The sequence below is a fragment of the Rhodococcus pseudokoreensis genome (assembly GCF_017068395.1).
Lineage (GTDB): Bacteria > Actinomycetota > Actinomycetes > Mycobacteriales > Mycobacteriaceae > Rhodococcus_F > Rhodococcus_F pseudokoreensis.
Genome location: NZ_CP070619.1, coordinates 1,050,571 through 1,070,210, shown reverse-complemented (window position 1 = coordinate 1,070,210; position 19,640 = coordinate 1,050,571). Strand labels below are relative to the sequence as shown.

The window sequence follows — 19,640 nt, the reverse complement described above, 5'->3', positions numbered from 1 at the left end:
AATCTGCCGTGCAACAGTCCAGGTCAAGGAGAAGTAAGTGATTCAGCAGGAGTCGCGGCTGCGCGTCGCCGACAACACGGGTGCCAAGGAGATTCTCTGCATCCGCGTTCTCGGTGGTTCGTCTCGCCGCTACGCCGGGATCGGTGACATCATCGTCGCCACCGTCAAGGACGCCATCCCGGGTGGAAACATCAAGAAGGGCGAGGTCGTCAAGGCCGTCATCGTCCGCACCACCAAGGAACGCCGCCGTCCGGACGGGTCGTACATCAAGTTCGACGAGAACGCCGCCGTCCTCATCAAGCCGGACAACGATCCCCGTGGCACCCGCATCTTCGGCCCCGTCGGCCGCGAGCTGCGTGAGAAGAAGTTCATGAAGATCGTCTCGCTCGCCCCGGAGGTGCTGTGATGAAGGTGCACAAGGGTGACACCGTGCTGGTCATCGCCGGCAAGGACAAGGGCGCGAAGGGCAAGGTCATCCAGGCCTACCCCGCGACCAACAAGGTCCTCGTCGAAGGCGTGAACCGCATCAAGAAGCACACCGCGGTTTCCGCGAACGAGCGCGGAGCTTCCTCCGGCGGCATCGTCACGCAGGAAGCCCCGATCCACGTTTCCAACGTCGCGGTCGTCGACTCGGACGGCAACCCCACTCGCGTGGGCTACCGGACCGACGAAGAGTCCGGCAAGCGCGTTCGGATTTCCCGGAAGAACGGGAAGGACATCTGACATGACCTCCACTGAGAACAAGATCCAGCCGCGCCTGAAGACTCGCTACCGCGAGGAGATCAAGGCTGCGCTGAACACCGAGTTCGACTACGCCAACGTGATGCAGATCCCCGGCGTCGTCAAGGTCGTCGTCAACATGGGTGTCGGTGACGCCGCGCGCGACGCCAAGCTGATCAACGGTGCCGTCAACGATCTCGCTCTGATCACCGGTCAGAAGCCCGAGATCCGCAAGGCACGCAAGTCCATCGCGCAGTTCAAGCTCCGCGAGGGAATGCCGATCGGTGCCCGCGTCACGCTGCGTGGCGACCGCATGTGGGAGTTCCTGGACCGTCTCGTGTCCGTCGCGCTTCCCCGCATCAGGGACTTCCGCGGCCTGTCGGGCAACCAGTTCGACGGCAACGGCAACTACACGTTCGGCCTGAACGAGCAGTCGATGTTCCACGAGATCGACGTGGACAAGATCGACCGCCCGCGCGGCATGGACATCACCGTGGTGACCACCGCGACCAACAACGAAGAAGGCCGTGCCCTGCTGAAGCACCTCGGCTTCCCGTTCAAGGAGAACTGAGCTAATGGCTAAGAAGGCATTGGTCAACAAGGCCAACAAGAAGCCCAAGTTCGCGGTGCGCGCCTACACCCGCTGCCAGCGCTGCGGCCGTCCGCACTCGGTGTTCCGCAAGTTCGGCCTGTGCCGAATCTGCGTCCGTGAGATGGCGCACGCCGGCGAGCTGCCCGGCGTTCACAAGAGCTCCTGGTGAGCCGGTGACGCCGTCGCCGCAACGGCGACGGCGTCACCCCCACAGACTTCCGGTTCGTAACCTCGGACCGGGAAACGTAAGACCTACTTCGCGATAGGCCTGCGCCGGAAACGGCAGAGGGAACCGTTGTGAGAAAGGTAGAGGTCAACCTCATGACCATGACCGACCCCATCGCAGACTTCTTGACGCGTCTGCGCAACGCCAACACGGCGTACCACGATGAGGTGAAGTTGCCCCACTCGAAGATCAAGGCGAACATCGCCGAGATCCTCAAGCGCGAGGGTTACATCGCCGACTACCGCACCGAAGACGCCGAGGTCGGCAAGACCCTCATCGTCGACCTGAAGTACGGCCCGAGCCGTGAGCGCAGCCTCGCCGGCGTGCGCCGCGTCTCCAAGCCGGGTCTGCGTGTGTACGCGAAGTCCACCAACCTGCCCAAGGTTCTGGGCGGCCTCGGCGTGGCGATCATTTCCACGTCCACCGGCCTGCTCACCGATCGCCAGGCGGCCAATCAAGGAGTGGGCGGGGAAGTCCTCGCCTACGTCTGGTAAGGGAGGCCACCACAATGTCGCGTATTGGAAAGATTCCCGTCACCGTCCCCGGCGGCGTCGACGTCTCGATCGACGGCCAGGACGTCACGGTCAAGGGACCCAAGGGCTCGCTGGCCCTGACGATCTCCGAGCCGATTGCCATTGCGAAGAACGACGACGGCACGCTCAGCGTGACCCGTCCGGACGACGAGCGTCGCAGCCGCGCGCTGCACGGTCTGTCTCGCACCCTGGTTCAGAACCTCATCACCGGTGTCACCGACGGTTACACCACCAAGATGGAGATTCACGGCGTCGGTTACCGCGTCGCGCTCAAGGGCAAGGACCTCGAGTTCGCACTCGGCTACAGCCACCCGGTCCCGATCGAGGCTCCGGAAGGCATCACCTTCGCGGTCGAGTCGCCCACCAGGTTCTCGGTGTCGGGCATCGACAAGCAGAAGGTCGGGCAGATCTCGGCCAACATCCGTCGTCTCCGTCGTCCGGACCCGTACAAGGGCAAGGGCGTGCGTTACGAGGGTGAGCAGATCCGCCGCAAGGTCGGAAAGACGGGTAAGTGATATGAGCCAGACTGCAAACCAGAAAGCCAAGCGGATTCCGCTCGGCAAGGATGCGTCCACGAAGCGTCGCCTGTCGAAGGTGCGTCGTCACTTCCGTCTCCGCAAGAAGGTCTCCGGCACGCCCGAGCGTCCCCGCCTGGTCGTCAACCGGTCCTCGCGCCACATCCACGTCCAGCTCGTGGACGACCTCGCAGGCCACACCCTGGCTGCGGCGTCGACCACCGAGGCCGACGTGCGTGCAGCGGACGGCGACAAGAAGGCCCTCAGTGCGAAGGTCGGTCAGCTGATCGCCGAGCGCGCGAAGGCAGCCGGTGTCGAGACCGTCGTGTTCGACCACGGCGGACACGGCTACCACGGTCGCATCGCGGCCCTTGCGGACGCAGCTCGCGAAGGCGGGTTGAAGTTCTGATGACCAAGACCGAGTACATGAACGGAAGGACAGCCTGATGCCGGGACGTCAGAGGCGTGACGGCGGAAGCGGACCCGCCGGACAGAATGGCCCCAACACCGGGGACAACCGCGGCGGCGGCGACCGTCGTGGTGGCGGTCGCGACGATCGTCGCGGCGGACAGTCGGCCGAGAAGTCGAACCACATCGAGCGCGTCGTCACGATCAACCGCGTGTCGAAGGTGGTCAAGGGTGGTCGTCGCTTCAGCTTCACCGCTCTGGTGATCGTGGGCGACGGCAACGGACTGGTCGGCGTCGGCTACGGCAAGGCCAAGGAAGTTCCTGCGGCCATCCAGAAGGGCGTCGAGGAGGCTCGCAAGAGCTTCTTCCGCGTTCCGATGATCGGCAGCACCATCACGCACCCGATTCAGGGTGAGGCCGCAGCGGGCGTCGTCATGCTGCGTCCGGCAAGCCCCGGTACCGGTGTCATCGCCGGTGGCGCGGTGCGTGCCGTGCTGGAATGCGCCGGCATCCACGACATTCTGTCGAAGTCGCTCGGTAGCGACAACGCCATCAATGTTGTGCATGCGACCGTCGCTGCGCTCAAGGGCCTGCAGCGCCCCGAGGAAGTTGCCGCTCGCCGCGGTCTCGCCCTCGAGGACGTTGCCCCCGCCGGCATGCTGCGTGCGCGCGCACAGGCTGGGAGCGTGAAGTAATGGCCGAACTCAAGGTCACTCAGATCAAGAGCACCATCGGTACCAAGCAGAACCAGCGGAACTCGCTGCGCACCCTCGGCTTGAAGGGCATCCGTCAGACGGTTGTCCGCGAGGACAATGCGCAGAACCGCGGTCTGATCAACGTGGTGCGCCACCTCGTCACAGTTGAGGAGGTCTAACCATGACCATCAAACTGCATCACCTGCGCCCCGCGCCGGGAGCCAAGTCCGACAAGATCCGCGTCGGTCGTGGTGAGGGCGGCAAGCGCGGCAAGACCGCAGGCCGCGGCACGAAGGGCACCAAGGCCCGCAAGAATGTGCCCGCCGCCTTCGAGGGTGGACAGATGCCGCTGCACATGCGTCTGCCCAAGCTCAAGGGCTTCACCAACCCGTTCCGCACCGAGTACCAGGTCGTCAACGTCGGCGACATCGCCCGTCTGTTCCCCGAGGGTGGACAGGTCACGGTCGAGGACCTCGTTGCCAAGGGTGCCGTTCGCAAGAACCAGCTCGTCAAGGTTCTCGGCGACGGCGACCTGACTGTCGCCGTCCAGGTGACGGTCGACAAGTTCACCGGCTCCGCCAAGGAGAAGATCGCTGCTGCCGGTGGTACCGCCACCGAGCTGTGAGCTATCACCGCTAGCCAGTAGATGGCCGCAGTACAGCCCCGCGCTGTACTGCGGCCATTTGCGGCTGTACGGGCAGCACTGCCGCAGGTCGCCCAACTGTGCGTTCAGTTGCCACTGTTAGAGTTCTAGAGTTCATTCACGGACAAGTCTGCTTACGACTTCGTCTCCCCACCGTCGTGCCAGGAGGATCTTTGCTTTCCGCCTTCGTCTCGGCCCTCAGGACCCCGGACCTGAGGCGGAAGATCCTCATCGCGCTCGGTCTCGTTGCGCTGTATCGCATCGGTGCCGTGATCCCGTCGCCGGGCGTGGACTACGCCAACGTCCGATCGTGTGTCGATCAGCTGTCGGGCGGCGATACCGCGGGCATCTACTCGCTGATCAACCTGTTTTCCGGCGGTGCACTGCTGCAGCTGTCGATCTTCGCGATCGGCATCATGCCGTACATCACGGCCAGCATCATCGTCCAGCTGTTGACGGTCGTCATTCCGAAGTTCGAGGAACTCCGGAAGGAAGGCCAGTCCGGCCAGGCGAAGATGACGCAGTACACGCGCTATCTGTCGATCGCCCTGGCGATCCTGCAGGCCACCGGCATCGTGGCGCTCGCGTCCCGCGGCCAGCTGCTGCAGGGATGTCAGGAAGAGATCATCGCCGACAAGAGCATCTTCGGTCTCGTGATCATCGTGCTGGTCATGACCGCGGGTGCTGCACTCGTCATGTGGTTCGGCGAGGTCATCACCGAGCGCGGTGTCGGCAACGGCATGTCGCTGCTGATCTTCTCGGGTATCGCGTCCCGCCTGCCGTCCGAGGGCAAGGCCATCCTGGACAGCCGCGGTGGACTGATCTTCGCGATCATCTGCGTCGCGGCGCTCGCCATCATCGCCGGCGTGGTCTTCGTCGAGCAGGGCCAGCGGCGCATCCCGGTGCAGTACGCCAAGCGCATGGTCGGCCGCAAGATGTACGGCGGTTCGTCGACGTACCTGCCGCTCAAGGTCAACCAGGCCGGCATCATCCCGGTCATCTTCGCGTCGTCGCTGCTGTACCTGCCGAACCTCATCGCGCAGCTCACCGGCGCCACGTCGGCCGCCGACCCCAGCTGGTGGCAGCGGATCATCAACGAATACCTGGTGAATCCGAACAACCCGGTGTACATCGTCATCTACTTCGCGCTGATCGTGTTCTTCGTGTTCTTCTACGTCGCGATCACGTTCAATCCGGAAGAGCGCGCGGACGAGATGAAGAAGTTCGGCGGCTTCATCCCCGGTATCCGCCCGGGTCGCCCCACCGCGGACTACCTGAATTACGTGCTCAACCGCATCACCGTTCCCGGCTCGATCTACCTCGGCCTGATCGCGGTGCTGCCCCACTTCTTCCTGTCCGGAAGCCAGACCTCCAGCAGCATCTTCGGTGGTGCGGCCGTGCTGATTCTCGTCAGCGTCGCCCTGGACACGGTCAAGCAGATCGAAAGTCAATTGATGCAACGTAACTACGAAGGGTTCCTCAAGTGAGACTTGTCCTCCTTGGTCCTCCCGGTGCAGGCAAGGGCACCCAGGCCGCGATCCTGTCCGAGAAGCTCGGCGTCCCGCACATCTCCACGGGCGACCTGTTCCGCGCGAACATCGGCCAGGCCACCCCTCTCGGCCTCGAGGCGAAGAAGTACCTGGACGCCGGGGACCTGGTTCCCAGCGAGATCACCAACAACATGGTGAAGGCCCGCGTCGGCGAGCCGGATGCCGCCAACGGGTTCCTCCTCGACGGTTTCCCCCGGACCGTCGACCAGGCTCAGGCGCTCGAGGCGATCCTGGCCGAGCTGAACACCAAGCTCGACGCCGTGCTGTCGTTCATCGTCGACGAGGACGTCGTGGTCGAGCGGATGCTGGCCCGTGGCCGCGCCGACGACAAGGAAGACGTCATCCGCAACCGGCTCCGGGTGTACCGCGAGGAGACCGCGCCGCTGCTCGATCACTACAAGGAGCAGCTGGTGACCGTCGACGCCCTCGGTGAGGTCGACGAGGTCAACGCTCGCGCACTGGCAGCGCTGGGTAAGTAATGGGCTTCGGGCGTAAGCGCAAGGTCGTTCCGTTCCGGACCGCGGGCGAGCTGGACGCGATGGCGGCCGCCGGTGCCATCGTCGGTGCGGCTCTCGTCGCGGTCCGCGAAGCGGCGAAGCCGGGTGTGAGCACGCTCGAACTCGACGAGGTGGCCGAGTCGGTCATCCGTGGCGCCGGCGCCGTGCCGTCGTTCAAGGGCTACCACGGGTTCAGCGGGTCGATCTGTTCGTCAGTGAACGATCGCGTGGTGCACGGGATTCCCTCGGCAGAAGACATTCTCGCCGAGGGAGACCTCGTCTCCATCGACTGCGGCGCCATTCTCGACGGCTGGCACGGCGACTCCGCGTGGACGTTCGGTGTCGGCGACATCATCGAAGCGGACCAGCAGCTCAGCGAGGCCACCCGGCTGTCGATGGAGGCGGGGATCGCGGCCATGCTGCCCGGCAACCGGCTCACCGACATCTCGCACGCCATCGAACTCGGCACCCGCGCCGCCGAGGTCGCGCACGACCGCAAGTACGGCATCGTCGACGGCTACGGCGGTCACGGCATCGGCCGGGAAATGCACATGGAGCCGTTCCTCGCCAACGAGGGAGCCCCCGGCAAGGGGCCTCAACTGGTGGTCGGTTCCGTTCTGGCGATCGAGCCGATGCTGACCCTCGGTACCACGGATACGGTTGTCCTCGAGGATGATTGGACCGTCGTCACCACGGACGGCACCCGTGCGGCGCATTGGGAGCACACGGTCGCCGTCACCGAGGACGGACCGCGCATCCTGACCCTGCGTCCGGAGTAGCGGCCGCCCGCGGGTGCGGGCTACACGTCGATCAGCAGCGTCACCGGGCCGTCGTTGACGAGGCTGATCTCCATGTGTTCGCCGAACACGCCCGTCTCGACGGTTGCGCCCAGCTCGCGGAGGGCGCCGGTGAACTCGTCCACCAGTGGTTCCGCCACGGGCCTCGGCGCCGCGGCGGACCAGGACGGGCGCCTGCCCCGCCGGGTGTCCGCCATCAGCGTGAACTGACTGGCGACGAGCACCGGGGCGTCGAGGTCGGCAGCGGACTGCTCGTTCTCCAGGATGCGCATGGTCCACACCTTCTTAGCGAGCAGCGCCGCCTTCGCCGAGTCGTCCGTATGGGTGACGCCGACCAGGACGAGCAGCCCGTGGCCGCCGGCCGGGGGAGTGATCCGTCCCACCTCGTCGCCGTCCACTCGGACCGACGCGGACGTCACTCGCTGTACCAGGGCGCGCACGCACACCATCCTTCGAGAGTCGTGACCGGTGGGGTTCGGAAGCGGAATTCTCGCCGGGCGGGCGGGTCCTCCGGGGACCGCATTTGGCCTGGTGAGCAATTTCCCGTAACATGGATCAACGGTGCGCTATGCGTGCCGGTTGTCTGCGTGCCCAGTGCCGGATTCGATCCGGATTGTTCATGTTTCGGCCGGTGAAGATCCCATTGGGCGCCACGGTAACGGAAACAGATGCAATAAGCACGCCAAACCACATGGATCGCGGAGGATATGGCTAAGAAAGACGGGGCCATCGAGGTCGAGGGACGAGTAGTCGAGCCGCTGCCCAATGCGATGTTCCGCATTGAGCTCGAGAACGGCCACAAGGTTCTCGCCCACATCAGCGGAAAGATGCGTCAGCACTACATTCGCATCCTCCCGGAAGATCGCGTTGTCGTGGAGCTGTCGCCCTACGACTTGTCGCGCGGACGCATCGTTTACCGGTACAAGTAAAAGCTTCCCCGCCCGACCAGGTCGGGGAGAAGTACGTCCGCTGCGGATCTGCGTAGTGGGCTGCCACAAAACAGGAGATCAGAAGACGTGAAGGTTCAGCCGAGCGTCAAGAAGATCTGCGAAAAGTGCAAGGTGATCCGTCGTAACGGCCGGGTCATGGTGATCTGCGAGAACCTGCGCCACAAGCAGCGTCAGGGCTAGATCTCCGCTTTTCGAGGATCTGCTTGGCAACAAGCAAAGATGACCTCCCAGCACCAGCCAGTACTCACGGCTCTCGAGCAGGTACTGGTTCACCCCCGGCACGGAGGCCGGGGCCCCACTGAGTTAGTTGAAGCATTGTCGGTCGCGAGACCGCCGACGTTTGAAGAGGCACAGGGGATGGACTGGGAGCAGACCTCCGCACACCGATAGGAAATGCCGACATGGCACGTCTCGCAGGTGTCGATCTTCCCCGTGAAAAGCGGATGGAGATCGCACTTACTTACATCTACGGCATCGGCCGTACCCGCTCCAAGGAGATCCTGGACGCCACCGGCGTCAGCCCGGATCTGCGGAGCAAGGATCTCTCGGACGAGGATCTGGCCAAGCTCCGCGAGTACATCGAGGAGTCGCTGAAGGTCGAGGGTGACCTTCGCCGCGAGGTCCAGGCCGACATCCGACGCAAGATCGAGATCGGCTGCTACCAGGGCCTGCGCCACCGTCGTGGTCTGCCCGTGCGTGGTCAGCGCACCAAGACCAACGCCCGTACCCGTAAGGGTCCGAAGCGCACCATTGCAGGCAAGAAGAAGGCGAAGTAATGCCCCCCAAGTCACGTAGCACCGGTCCGAAGAAGACCCAGAAGGCGCGTCGCAGGGACAAGAAGAACGTCCCGCACGGCGCCGCTCACATCAAGAGCACGTTCAACAACACCATCGTGTCCATCACGGACCCCGCCGGAAACGTGATTTCCTGGGCGTCCTCGGGACACGTCGGCTTCAAGGGTTCGCGTAAGTCGACCCCGTTCGCCGCCCAGCTGGCCGCAGAGAATGCAGCCCGCAAGGCGCAGGAGCACGGTGTCAAGAAGGTCGACGTCTTCGTCAAGGGCCCCGGCTCCGGCCGTGAGACCGCGATCCGCTCGCTTCAGGCTGCAGGCCTCGAGGTCGGCACCATTTCCGATGTCACCCCCCAGCCGCACAACGGCTGCCGTCCGCCCAAGCGGCGTCGGGTCTAGCGGGAAGGATAGGTAGAAAAAAATGGCACGTTATACCGGACCCATCACCCGCAAGTCGCGTCGTCTGCGCGTCGACCTCGTTGGAGGCGACCAGGCGTTCGAGCGTCGTCCCTACCCGCCGGGCCAGCACGGCCGCGCGCGGATCAAGGAGAGCGAGTACCTGCTCCAGCTGCAGGAGAAGCAGAAGGCTCGCTTCACCTACGGCGTCATGGAGAAGCAGTTCCGCCTGTACTACAAGGAGGCGAACAACCGCCCCGGTAAGACCGGTGAGAACCTGCTCCGCATCCTGGAGTCGCGTCTCGACAACGTCGTGTACCGCGCCGGACTGGCACGCACCCGCCGCCAGGCCCGTCAGCTGGTCACGCACGGTCACCTTCTCGTGAACAACAAGAAGGTCGACATCCCCAGCTACCGCGTCTCCCAGTACGACATCATCGATGTCAAGGACAAGTCGCTGTCCACGCTTCCCTTCCAGGTTGCGCGCGAGACCCAGGGCGATCGCCCGATCCCGGGTTGGCTGCAGGTTGTCGGTGGACGTCTCCGGGTTCTGGTTCACCAGCTTCCCGAGCGTGCGCAGATCGACGTTCCTCTGCAGGAACAGCTCATCGTCGAGTACTACTCGAAGTAGGCCTGACGGCTCGTGCGCCTTTCCGGTAGTTCCGACTACCGGAAAGGCGCACGGGCACGAAGTGCCTTTCCCATCGTGGGCGTCAAATAGCGGACGCCCGTACAGGAGGAAATCCAATGCTCATTTCTCAGCGACCCACGCTGACCGAAGAGGTCATCGCTGACAACCGCTCGAAGTTCGTCATCGAGCCCCTCGAGCCAGGCTTCGGGTACACCCTCGGCAATTCGCTCCGCCGCACGCTGCTCTCGTCGATTCCCGGCGCTGCTGTCACCAGCATCCGCATCGACGGCGTTCTGCACGAGTTCACCACAGTTCCCGGTGTGAAGGAAGACGTCACCGACGTCATCCTGAACCTCAAGGGCCTCGTCGTGAGCTCCGAAGAGGACGAGCCGGTCACCATGTACGTCCGCAAGCAGGGCCCCGGCGCTGTGACCGCAGGCGACATCGTGCCCCCGGCCGGCGTCACCGTGAACAACCCGGATCTGCACATCGCCACCCTGAACGACAAGGGAAAGCTGGAGATCGAGCTCGTCGTCGAGCGCGGTCGCGGCTACGTCCCCGCCGTCCAGAACAAGGCGTCCGGCGCCGAGATCGGCCGTATCCCGGTCGACTCGATCTACTCGCCGGTGCTCAAGGTCACCTACAAGGTGGAGGCCACCCGCGTCGAGCAGCGCACCGACTTCGATCGGCTCGTGCTCGATGTGGAAACCAAGAACTCCATCACCGCTCGGGACGCGCTCGCTTCTGCGGGCAAGACCCTGGTTGAGCTCTTCGGCCTGGCCCGTGAGCTGAACGTCGAAGCAGAAGGCATCGAGATCGGACCCTCGCCCGCCGAGGCCGATCACATTGCTTCGTTCGGACTGCCCATCGAGGACCTGGACCTGACGGTCCGTTCCTACAACTGCCTCAAGCGCGAGGGTGTTCACACCGTCGGTGAGCTTGTCGGCCGTACCGAGTCCGATCTGCTCGACATCCGCAACTTCGGACAGAAGTCCATCGACGAGGTGAAGGTCAAGCTGCATTCGCTCGGCCTGGCCCTCAAGGACAGCCCCGCGTCCTTCGATCCCACCACCGTTGCCGGCTACGACGCCGCCACCGGAACGTGGAGCGACACGGACGCCGGTTCCTTCGGTGATGCCGAGGGCACCGAGGACTACGCCGAGACCGAACAGCTGTAGCTCACGGTCCTTTACTAGGAGATCATCATGCCCAAGCCCAAGAAGGGTGCCCGCTTCGGCGGGTCGGCTTCGCACCAGAAGGCGATCTTCGCCAATCTGGCTACCGCGCTCTTCGAGCACGGCCGCATCACCACCACGGAGTCCAAGGCCAAGGCCCTGCGCCCGTACGCCGAGAAGCTCGTCACGCACGCCAAGGCCGGGACCCTGGCTCACCGTCGCGAGGTTCTGAAGGTCATCCGCAACAAGGATGTCGTGCACACCCTGTTCGCGGAGATCGGCCCGTTCTACGCCGATCGTGACGGCGGCTACACCCGCATCATCAAGACGGTCCCCCGTAAGGGCGACAACGCGCCGATGGCGATCATCGAGCTCGTCAAGGAGAAGACCGTCACCTCCGAGGCCGACCGCGCTCGTCGCGTGAAGGCGTCGAAGGATGCGCCGGCTGCTGCTCCCGCCGAGGAGAACGTCGTCGAGGCCGTCGAGGCCGAGGCAACGGACGCCGAGGTCGAGAACGCTGACGCCGTCGTCGAGGCCATCGAGGACGAGTCCGCCACCGCGGCCGACGCTCCCGAGGCCGAAGAGGCCAAGAAGGACTAGTCCACTTGGTTTCGGCACACGCTGAATCGAACGAGCCCGTCGTCCCCCCGAGGGACGGCGGGCCCGTTTCGTATGAGACCCGCCGCTTGCGCCTGGATATCGCATACGACGGAACGGACTTCTCCGGGTGGGCCCGCCAGAACGGCCTGCGCACCGTGTGCGGGGAGATCGAGGAGAAGCTCGGCGCCGTCCTGCGCACGCCGTTGCAGCTCACCGTGGCGGGGCGGACCGACGCCGGCGTCCACGCCAACGGTCAGGTCGCGCACGTCGACGTTCCGGTCGACGCCCTGCCGGAAGACCCGTCCCGGCTGGTCCGCAGGCTCGCGCGGTTTCTGCCGAAAGATGTGCGGATCAAGCACATCTCCTTCGCGCCCGAACACTTCGATGCACGGTTTTCCGCGATGCGGAGGCACTACGAGTACCGCCTGACATCGGCGGTCTACGGTGCCGACCCGCTCCGAGCCCGGGACACCGTGTCGTATCCGAAGGTCCTCGACCTCGAACTCATGCGCTCGGCGTCCGCGACGCTGCTGGGGTTGCACGACTTCGCGGCGTTCTGCAAACGCCGGGAAGGCGCCACCACGGTCCGCGATCTGCAGCGTTTCGATTGGGAACGCGACGGCGACGTGTTCACCGCCTTCGTCAGCGCCGACGCGTTCTGCTGGTCGATGGTGCGCAGTCTCGTCGGTGCGGTTCTCGCCGTGGGGGAGGGCAGGCGCGATCTGGGCTGGATCGAGGGTCTCCTCCGCGAGAAGTCGCGGTCGAGTTCGATTCTGGTGGCCCCCGCGCACGGACTGTCCCTGGTGCGGGTCGACTACCCCGAAGACGCGGATCTGGCGGCACGCAACCAGATCACCCGGGACGTTCGGACCGTGCCCGGCGGCTGCTGCGGCGACTGAAGCCCGATCATCGACCTCCAGGATTGCCCCGGAAAGAAGGAGCGTGTTCATGACCGCAGTCGCGCCAGTCCGGATCGAGATCATCATCGGGTCCGTCAGGGTCGGCCGGATCGCTCCCGTCGTCGCCGGCTGGTTCGCCGAACGTGCGCGCGCCTACCCGGGACTGGACGTGGGGGTCATCGACCTCGCCGACACGCCGTTGCCGCAGGATTTCGACGAATCCACGGTGACCGACGAATTCCGTGAGCGGGTGGGCCGAGCCGACGGATTCGTGGCCGTCACCTCCGAGTACAACCACGGCTACCCTGCGGCACTGAAGACCGCGTTCGACAGTCTCAAACACGAATGGCGCTCGAAGCCCATCGGTTTCGTGTCGTACGGCGGACTGGCAGGCGGGCTCCGGGCAACCGAGCAGCTACGTCAGGTTGTAGCGGAACTCCACATGGTGTCGGTCCGGCAGAGCGTGAGCTTCCACCGGGTGCGCAAGAGATTCGACGACCAGGGGCAGACCACCGACGGCGCCGCCATCGACTCGGCGGACCGCATGCTGGCACAACTGGTGTGGTGGGCCGACGCGGTCCGGGTTCAGCGCGAGACCACGCCGTACCCCGGCTAGTACTGGTAGGCGGGCGAGTACTCCTCCACCGCGCGCGGGCGGCCGATGAACGCCGTCTCGGACGAGATCGTCACCAGCATCAGTTCGATGCTCGTCCCTCCCGTCGACAGAAGAATCCGGTCGCCCAGCGCATTCGGCTGGACGATCGACAGGTCCGGTTCGGCGCCGGGCCACTGACTCGGCTCCCCGTACAGGTAGATCGCCGTGACGCCGGCGCGGGGCGGCAGCGCGTTGACGCCGTCGAACACCACCGTGTTGAACCTGTTGTCGGACTGCGGGTTGTGACCTGCGATGCGCAACCGGTCAGGTGTGGCGATGGAGTCGATCAACGACGACCACGCGTCGGGCCGATCGGTGTGGATGAGCACCCGGGCACCTGTCGCGACGGCACGGAACACGAGCTGCTGGGCGAGGTACAGTTCGCCCGCCACGTAGACCATGCCGACGCCGGGACCTGCGATGCGGGCGGTGATTCCGTGGCCGTAGTCGTCGGAGCCGATGAGCTGGCCGCATCCCGCCGGGGGCAACTGCAGGCCGCGCAGATCCTCGACGGACATGTCGGTCAAGGGCATCACGTCGTCGAGGTCCGGCATAGCGACGGGGAGATTGGACAGCAGCCCGTCCTTGTGCCTGCCCTGCATCGAGACGAGCCCGGGAATTGCGAGCGGCTCGGGCATCGTCCGCGTGGTCACCCGGCAGGCGGCACCCACCTTCACCTGGCCGTCGTGCCCGCTGGGACGGAGCCGGATCGTCACGGTGGTACCGAGGCTCGACGGGACCCACAGCTTCGCGAGCAGATCTCGCGTCAGGTACCGCGGGTCGACGCCGTAGCCGGTGTTGCACACTCCGGGCAGCGGTGCCTGCTTCCACGTCTGTGTGAAGGTCTTCGGGTCGACGCCGCGGCTGATCTGCAGCGCGGCGGAGTCGATCTCCGGGGCGGTGAGAATCCGCGCGCGGCAGCCGGAATCGGCGAGTGCGCGCACGACCCGGCCGGCCGCGATCGTGATCGCGCGGGAAGCGCCTTCCTCACCGCCGCCTCGCCGCGCCACGGCCGCGACGCTCTCGGTGGCGTCGAATCGCAGGGCGAGCCACACCATCCGGGTCGCCGTCGCCGGGAGCGGGCCGACCAGCCTGTCGTACACATCGGTTGCCGGCGTGCCCGCCGCGGCGCGATAACCGTGGCTGACGATGTCGATACCGGTCAGCGAAATGTCGTGCTGCACGAGGCACGCGGCGAGCGCGTCGGTGGGGAGTTCGTGCGTCGTCTGGAAGCCGTCTCGGGTGATCTGGGTGAGACTGCCCGCGGGAGGCAGGACCTCGACGACGGCGACCACGTTCCCCCCGTCCCAGCGGAGCCCGACGGACTGACCGGTCGGCGCCTGGAAGTCGACGGTGCGGGACTCCGCCCGGCCGGGTTCGGTGCAGTACCGCCAATACGTCCGCGCCCAGTCCAGGCTCGACCAGCCGCCCACCCGGACGAGCGCGGCGACGACGAGGACGACGGCAAGTGCGACGGCGCCCCACCAGACCAGCCCGCACAGCGAGGCCACGACCCCGCCGGTCACCCCCAGAAGTTGCGCGATGATCACCTCGGCCGCCGAAAACCGAAGAGGCGACGGCCGACGTGTGACACGTGAACGGTCCATGGTTCCTCCCCCGAATACCTGAACCCAGCAGACCCGTACCCGTCCGCCGTGAAGATTGTCGATGGAACTGTACTGTGTCACCCCGAGCGCTGTGCAGCACGGGGGAGGAACAATGGCTGTAACACCCACTACCCGGTGGCAGGTCAACGGGTATCGCTTTCTGGTCAGAAGGATGGAGCACGCCCTGGTGCGCCGCGACGTCCGAATGTTGCACGACCCCATGCGGTCGCAGTCGCGCGCACTCGCGGTGGGGGTCGTGATCGCGTCGCTCGGCCTCGCCGGGTGCGCCGCGCTGGCGCTGTTCCGTCCGCAGGACAAGATCGGTGACGCGTCGATCGTCGTCGGCAAGGATTCGGGCGCCATGTTCGTCGTCATGGGCGACACACTCCGTCCCGTCCTGAATCTCGCGTCCGCACGGCTCATCGTCGGAAAGTCCGAGAATCCGGTGATCGTCAAGGAATCCGAACTCGACACCCGCCCGCGCGGTGCCCTCGTCGGGATTCCCGGCGCGCCGTCGGCACTGCCGGCCGGAGATCCCGCGGCGAAGACACCGTGGACCGTGTGCGATTCGATCGCAGCCGACGGAAGTCATTCCGTCACAACATCGGTCATCGTCGGCCAGCCGGAGGCCTCCAACGGTGGCGGGACCCTCACGGGAGATCAGGGACTGCTCGCGTCGACTTCCGACGCGGCGTACCTGATATACGGCGGCAAGCGGGCTCGGGTCGACCTGGACGACCCCGCTGTCACCCGTGCGCTGGGCCTCGAAGGCGCCCGGCCGCGCCCGGTGAGCAAGGGTCTCATCAACGCCATCCCCGAAGTGCCGCCACTCACGGCACCCGTCATTCCGGGGGCCGGGAGCAGCCCCCGGTATCCGTTGCAGGACAAGGTCGTGGGATCGGTGTTCACGGCGCTCATCGGCTCCGAGACCGCCCACTACGTGGTCCTTAGCGACGGCATCCAGAAGATCAGCTCGGCCGTCGCGAACCTGATCTTCCTGTCGGACTCGCACGGCGAGACCGAGATGTCGAGCGTCCCGCCGGACGCCACCAAGCGAATCCCCTCCGTGGAACAGCTTGCGGTGGACAGTTTCCCCGAGTCGGCACCCACGATCGTCGATGCCTCCGACAGTCCCGTGAGCTGCCTGACCTGGAAGCCTCTCCGTGCGCCGGACGAGACCGGCTCGAGCGGTCCGGCGGCCGAACTGTCGCTGGTCGCGGGCCGGACCCTTCCGATCCCCGGCGACGCCCGCGCGGTCGAACTGGCCCAGGCGGACGACGCGGGCGACAACGCCGACACGGTCTACGTACAACCGGGGACCAGCGGTTTCGTGCAGTCCACCGGCATCGAGCCCACGAGCACACGACGCGACAGCTGGTTCTTCGTCGCGGACACGGGAGTTCGGTTCGGCATCCCGGACAAGGACGCGGACAAGGACTCCGCCAAGGCGTTGGGGCTCGACGGCGCCCAGCCTCTCGCGCCCTGGCAGATACTGGGCCTCCTGGCGCAGGGCCCCTCGCTCGGAAAGTCGTCGGCGCTCGTCGCACACGACGGTGTCGCGCCGGATCTCGACCCTGCCGCTGTCGCGTCAGGATCCAAGTAGGAGTTCGCGGGGAGGATGCCGGCGCGCGCAAGCGGCCGGCATCCTCCCCGCGAAGCGGATCGGGTCAGTGCCGGTCGGTCGCCGAGCGGAACCGGCGGCGGAGCGGAAACGACGCCAGGACGCCGAGCACGAGCAGTGCACCCAGTGTTCCGGTGGCCGCCACAGCGACGTTGCGCGGCCGATGATCCGGGGGAGCAGCGGCCGGAAGCGCGTCGATCGCGACGGAATTCGACTGATCGACGGTGACATCGTCGAGGGGAACGTCGGCGGTGACTGCCGCCAGCGGATCGATGATGCCGTGTCCTACCGACGGATTCCACCCCTCTGCCGGGGCATGCGCCGTGGCCTCGATACGAGCCATGACCTGTTGTGCGGAGAGTTGCGGGAACCGCGAACGGACCAGGGCGACGGTCGCCGAGACGAACGGGGCGGCGAAACTGGTTCCCTGCACCGGCTCGGCGTTGCCCTCCGGGCCGTAGGTCGTGTTCGTCAGGTCGCCGGTGGTCGGGTGCAGCGACGTCAGACCGGTTCCCGGAGCAGCGACGTCGACCCATGGACCGGCCAGGCTGAAGTCGCTCGCCGACCCGTTCGCGTCGACGGAGCCGACGGTGAGCACGTAGTCGTCGTACCACGCGGGACTGGCAATCGTGCCCACGGAGTCCGACAGATCGGCGCCGGGCCGGAGGGGGTCGACCGGTGGATTCTGAATCTTGCAGTCTCCGGAACCGAAGTTGCCTGCCGCCGCGACCACCACGGCGTTGTGCACCGTGACGGCGTATTTCACGGCGGCCCCGACGTACCGGTCGCCGCTGCCGATCCCCTCCGCAGCGGTCTTGCACGCGACCTCGGAGATATTGATGACGGTCGCACCCTGGTCGGCCGCACGCCGGATCGCCGTCGCCATCGTCACGACATTTCCGTATCCGCCGACCGCGTTGCCCGCGTTGTCGACCTCGTCGGCCTGGCCGGCGGTGTTGTACGCTTTGCTCGACTGCCGGATCGACAGGATCCGCGAATCCGGTGCGCCGCCGGAGAAACCGGAGCCGGGCACCTGCGAGGCACCGATCAACCCGGCGACGAGCGTGCCGTGCGCGTCGCAGTCGACCGTCCCGGTCTGCGTCCCCACGAGGTCGCCGCCATCCATGAGTCCGGGGAGTCGGGGGTGCGGCGAGACGCCGGTGTCGATCACCGCGACGAGCTGACCGGCACCCCTGGTGATCGGCCAGACCGATTGGAAGTCGAGATCGCGCTGGGCCGCCGGAACGTCGGGGCCGTCCGGTACGCGCACGGCATCTTTGCAATTGCGGCGTAGCTCGGCCTTCTGGCGGTCCGCCGGTGGAACGAGTCCGACGTCCACGGGAGCGGGCACCACGGCCGAGGCGCCGCCCTGACCCACGGCGGCGGTGACCGCCACGATCGCGGTGGCCAGGACGACGCGGGTGAGCCGGCGCCTCACAGTCCACGCATCAGCGAGTAGAGACCGGTCACCCAGCACACCAGCGGGACGATCGACGCGATCACCGCCAGATCGATGAGCTCGGCCACCCGCCGCATCACGGGCGAGAACGTCTGGCGGGGGGCGAGGATTCCCAGCACCAGCCCACCGACGGCGAACAGGATCGCGACGGCGAACGATGCGATCGCGAAGTCGGGTACGGCGACAGCCGCGGCGGTGAGCAGCAGAACCAGAATCGTCACGCCGCCCGCGATCAGCGGAACGGCCTGCTCGGCGCTGCTGTACGTGCGTCCCCGGAACATCAAAACGGTCGCGGTGGCGACTGCGAGAGAGAGCCCGGGCCAGAAGATTCCGTCGTGCACGCCGGGATACGCCGCGACGAGGGCGCCGATCACGGCGAGTGCCGTCATCGCTCCCACTAGGCCCGTGAGGTACTTGCGGGCACGTGCCGCACGCTGCGCGAGGGAGTCGAACGAGGGCATCGTGACCTCGTCGTCCGGGTCGTCCTCGGACGGATCGACCGACGTGCCCGGCGCCGGGACGGGAGGCAGCGGAAGCTTCGCCAGCAGTATCGACACCCGGGCCGAGAAGGCGAGTCCGATCAGCGCCGCCGCCACGACGCCCGCGCCGACCGCGGCGATCGGGTTGCCGAACAGCGTGGCGACGAGCGCGGCGATCGATCCGAACAGCGACGTCACCGACAGTGCCGTGAACAATCGCAGTCCGACACCGCCCAGCCGCAACGCCAGAACGGCGGTGGTGCCGGCCAGTGCGAGCCCGAGGAGCACGTGCGCAGCGCCGAGATCGCCGGGCACGAACAGAATTCCCGCAGCGAACGAGAGGGGAACGGCGCACCCGCTGAGGACCACTGAACTGGGCGCGTCGCCGTAGACGCGGCCGGTGACCGCTCCCGCGATCAGGAACAGCAGGGCCGTCGCGAGGGCACAACCCGCCCCCAGAAATCCTTCCGTCCCCGCCCCGGACCACAACAGCGCGAACGAACCGACGACGGTGCCGAGCACGGCGGCGACGGAGCCCACGACCCGCGCGGAACCCCGGGTCCACTCGCGGTCGCCCTCGGCGTCCGCGATCGCGACGTTGTACATGATGTCGTCGAAGAGCGGCGGCGGTGCGCTGGCGTGCACGCTCTGGAGCACGAGGAGATCGCCGTCGCGGATTCCGTGCTCGTGCAACGTCAACGTGGTCGAGAGCGGCGAGTGCCCGATCTTCGCGAGAACCCACTCGCTCGGTTCGTACTGTTCGAGGGAGTCGTCGAAATCGTTGGTACTGCGATGGGTGCGGATGGTGTCGACGATCCCCGGGACGAGGATGGCGAGCGGCACACCGAACGGTACGGCCATGTCGACCTGCGAATGCGTCGACAGGACGGTGATGCGGCACAGATCGGCCGCGGCACCGGGACGGGTGGACGAGGCGGATCCCCGCGATTCGTCATGGGTGATGGACACTGCGAATTCCCCCAACTCTTCCGACGCACAACCCCATCTGCGCCGTTACGACACCGATCGACGACCGGTCACGGATCGTCGTCCGATTTGATCACCGTGACCTTACGACACAGCAGGCGGCGCCTCCAGTGTCCACCAGGGCCCGGACCTCCTATATGCCCGATCGCCCTCCATGGGTTAGTGTCTGACTTCGCGGATCGAGCCCAGGGGGGCGGACCCGGAGTTTCGGGATC

Annotated in this window: 27 protein-coding genes; 23 read left to right on the top strand and 4 right to left on the bottom strand. The window is 66.2% G+C overall.

Going from position 1 to position 19,640, the window contains the following annotated elements:
• The first annotated feature begins 37 nt into the window (after positions 1-37).
• The 13 genes from rplN to map all read left to right on the top strand — a co-directional run bounded on the left by rplN (position 38) and on the right by map (position 7,158).
• Positions 38-406: a 50S ribosomal protein L14 gene (gene rplN, locus JWS13_RS10510; protein WP_005239639.1), complete on the top strand. Its 369-nt coding sequence runs from the start codon at positions 38-40 to the stop codon at positions 404-406.
• Positions 406-723, top strand: a complete 318-nt coding sequence (rplX, locus tag JWS13_RS10505; RefSeq protein ID WP_005239640.1) for a 50S ribosomal protein L24 — start codon at positions 406-408, stop codon at positions 721-723. Before rplN ends, rplX begins: the two co-directional genes overlap by 1 nt.
• Position 724: 1 nt before the next feature.
• Positions 725-1,291, top strand: a complete 567-nt coding sequence (gene rplE / locus JWS13_RS10500) for a 50S ribosomal protein L5 (protein ID WP_005239642.1) — start codon at positions 725-727, stop codon at positions 1,289-1,291.
• A gap of 4 nt (positions 1,292-1,295) precedes the next feature.
• Complete coding sequence (locus JWS13_RS10495) at positions 1,296-1,481, top strand: type Z 30S ribosomal protein S14 (RefSeq protein WP_005239644.1); 186 nt, start codon at positions 1,296-1,298, stop codon at positions 1,479-1,481.
• A 152-nt stretch (positions 1,482-1,633) separates the two neighbouring features.
• Positions 1,634-2,032, top strand: coding sequence for a 30S ribosomal protein S8 (rpsH, locus tag JWS13_RS10490; protein WP_005239657.1), 399 nt, complete (start codon positions 1,634-1,636; stop codon positions 2,030-2,032).
• A gap of 14 nt (positions 2,033-2,046) precedes the next feature.
• Positions 2,047-2,586, top strand: a complete 540-nt coding sequence (rplF, locus tag JWS13_RS10485; protein WP_087558461.1) for a 50S ribosomal protein L6 — start codon at positions 2,047-2,049, stop codon at positions 2,584-2,586.
• Position 2,587: 1 nt separating this feature from the next.
• Positions 2,588-2,995, top strand: a complete 408-nt coding sequence (rplR, locus tag JWS13_RS10480) for a 50S ribosomal protein L18 (RefSeq protein WP_015889921.1) — start codon at positions 2,588-2,590, stop codon at positions 2,993-2,995.
• A 37-nt stretch (positions 2,996-3,032) separates the two neighbouring features.
• Positions 3,033-3,689, top strand: a complete 657-nt coding sequence (rpsE, locus tag JWS13_RS10475; protein WP_072945703.1) for a 30S ribosomal protein S5 — start codon at positions 3,033-3,035, stop codon at positions 3,687-3,689.
• Positions 3,689-3,868, top strand: coding sequence for a 50S ribosomal protein L30 (gene rpmD / locus JWS13_RS10470; RefSeq protein ID WP_005253859.1), 180 nt, complete (start codon positions 3,689-3,691; stop codon positions 3,866-3,868). The genes rpsE and rpmD overlap by 1 nt, the downstream gene beginning before the upstream one ends.
• A gap of 2 nt (positions 3,869-3,870) precedes the next feature.
• Entirely contained in the window at positions 3,871-4,314 is a 444-nt protein-coding gene (gene rplO / locus JWS13_RS10465; protein WP_005239667.1) for a 50S ribosomal protein L15, read from the top strand.
• Between the two features lie 191 nt (positions 4,315-4,505).
• Positions 4,506-5,819: a preprotein translocase subunit SecY gene (secY, locus tag JWS13_RS10460; protein WP_087558460.1), complete on the top strand. Its 1,314-nt coding sequence runs from the start codon at positions 4,506-4,508 to the stop codon at positions 5,817-5,819.
• Positions 5,816-6,361, top strand: coding sequence for an adenylate kinase (locus JWS13_RS10455; protein ID WP_015889923.1), 546 nt, complete (start codon positions 5,816-5,818; stop codon positions 6,359-6,361). Before secY ends, JWS13_RS10455 begins: the two co-directional genes overlap by 4 nt.
• Positions 6,361-7,158: a type I methionyl aminopeptidase gene (gene map / locus JWS13_RS10450; RefSeq protein WP_160103638.1), complete on the top strand. Its 798-nt coding sequence runs from the start codon at positions 6,361-6,363 to the stop codon at positions 7,156-7,158. The genes JWS13_RS10455 and map overlap by 1 nt, the downstream gene beginning before the upstream one ends.
• A gap of 20 nt (positions 7,159-7,178) precedes the next feature.
• On the opposite strand, the gene dtd is transcribed toward map, so the two are convergent.
• Entirely contained in the window at positions 7,179-7,616 is a 438-nt protein-coding gene (gene dtd / locus JWS13_RS10445) for a D-aminoacyl-tRNA deacylase (protein ID WP_206005508.1), read from the bottom strand.
• A 267-nt stretch (positions 7,617-7,883) separates the two neighbouring features.
• On the opposite strand from dtd, the gene infA reads away from it, so the two are divergent.
• The 9 genes from infA to JWS13_RS10400 all read left to right on the top strand — a co-directional run bounded on the left by infA (position 7,884) and on the right by JWS13_RS10400 (position 13,233).
• Positions 7,884-8,105, top strand: a complete 222-nt coding sequence (infA, locus tag JWS13_RS10440; RefSeq protein ID WP_003418601.1) for a translation initiation factor IF-1 — start codon at positions 7,884-7,886, stop codon at positions 8,103-8,105.
• Positions 8,106-8,192: 87 nt separating this feature from the next.
• On the top strand, positions 8,193-8,306 hold the full coding sequence (gene rpmJ, locus JWS13_RS10435) for a 50S ribosomal protein L36 (protein WP_003938068.1): 114 nt from the start codon (positions 8,193-8,195) through the stop codon (positions 8,304-8,306).
• A 221-nt stretch (positions 8,307-8,527) separates the two neighbouring features.
• On the top strand, positions 8,528-8,902 hold the full coding sequence (gene rpsM, locus JWS13_RS10430) for a 30S ribosomal protein S13 (protein ID WP_005239677.1): 375 nt from the start codon (positions 8,528-8,530) through the stop codon (positions 8,900-8,902).
• The gene (gene rpsK, locus JWS13_RS10425; protein WP_005239680.1) at positions 8,902-9,315 is read left to right on the top strand and encodes a 30S ribosomal protein S11; all 414 of its coding nucleotides are present in this window, start codon (positions 8,902-8,904) and stop codon (positions 9,313-9,315) included. Before rpsM ends, rpsK begins: the two co-directional genes overlap by 1 nt.
• Positions 9,316-9,337: 22 nt before the next feature.
• Positions 9,338-9,943: a 30S ribosomal protein S4 gene (gene rpsD, locus JWS13_RS10420; RefSeq protein WP_005239683.1), complete on the top strand. Its 606-nt coding sequence runs from the start codon at positions 9,338-9,340 to the stop codon at positions 9,941-9,943.
• Between the two features lie 116 nt (positions 9,944-10,059).
• Positions 10,060-11,121, top strand: a complete 1,062-nt coding sequence (locus tag JWS13_RS10415) for a DNA-directed RNA polymerase subunit alpha (RefSeq protein ID WP_037244707.1) — start codon at positions 10,060-10,062, stop codon at positions 11,119-11,121.
• A 27-nt stretch (positions 11,122-11,148) separates the two neighbouring features.
• Positions 11,149-11,718 carry a 50S ribosomal protein L17 gene (gene rplQ, locus JWS13_RS10410; RefSeq protein ID WP_087558459.1) on the top strand — a complete coding sequence of 190 codons (570 nt, stop codon included), beginning with the start codon at positions 11,149-11,151 and terminating at the stop codon, positions 11,716-11,718.
• A 5-nt stretch (positions 11,719-11,723) separates the two neighbouring features.
• Positions 11,724-12,617: a tRNA pseudouridine(38-40) synthase TruA gene (gene truA, locus JWS13_RS10405; protein ID WP_206005507.1), complete on the top strand. Its 894-nt coding sequence runs from the start codon at positions 11,724-11,726 to the stop codon at positions 12,615-12,617.
• 49 nt (positions 12,618-12,666) lie between these two features.
• A complete protein-coding gene (locus tag JWS13_RS10400) occupies positions 12,667-13,233 on the top strand; it encodes an NADPH-dependent FMN reductase (RefSeq protein WP_206005506.1) in 567 nt (188 codons plus the stop codon).
• Here the strand turns inward: JWS13_RS10400 and eccE are convergent.
• On the bottom strand, positions 13,230-14,879 hold the full coding sequence (gene eccE, locus JWS13_RS10395) for a type VII secretion protein EccE (protein WP_206005505.1): 1,650 nt from the start codon (positions 14,877-14,879) through the stop codon (positions 13,230-13,232). The two genes, JWS13_RS10400 and eccE, sit on opposite strands and share 4 nt — an antisense overlap.
• Positions 14,880-14,991: 112 nt before the next feature.
• Between eccE and eccB the strand changes: the two genes are divergently transcribed.
• Positions 14,992-16,482, top strand: coding sequence for a type VII secretion protein EccB (gene eccB / locus JWS13_RS10390; RefSeq protein WP_206005504.1), 1,491 nt, complete (start codon positions 14,992-14,994; stop codon positions 16,480-16,482).
• A 64-nt stretch (positions 16,483-16,546) separates the two neighbouring features.
• Here eccB and mycP read toward each other — a convergent pair whose 3' ends face one another.
• A complete protein-coding gene (gene mycP, locus JWS13_RS10385) occupies positions 16,547-17,938 on the bottom strand; it encodes a type VII secretion-associated serine protease mycosin (protein WP_206005503.1) in 1,392 nt (463 codons plus the stop codon).
• Entirely contained in the window at positions 17,935-19,407 is a 1,473-nt protein-coding gene (gene eccD, locus JWS13_RS10380; RefSeq protein WP_206005502.1) for a type VII secretion integral membrane protein EccD, read from the bottom strand. Before eccD ends, mycP begins: the two co-directional genes overlap by 4 nt.
• Positions 19,408-19,640: the final 233 nt, after the last annotated feature.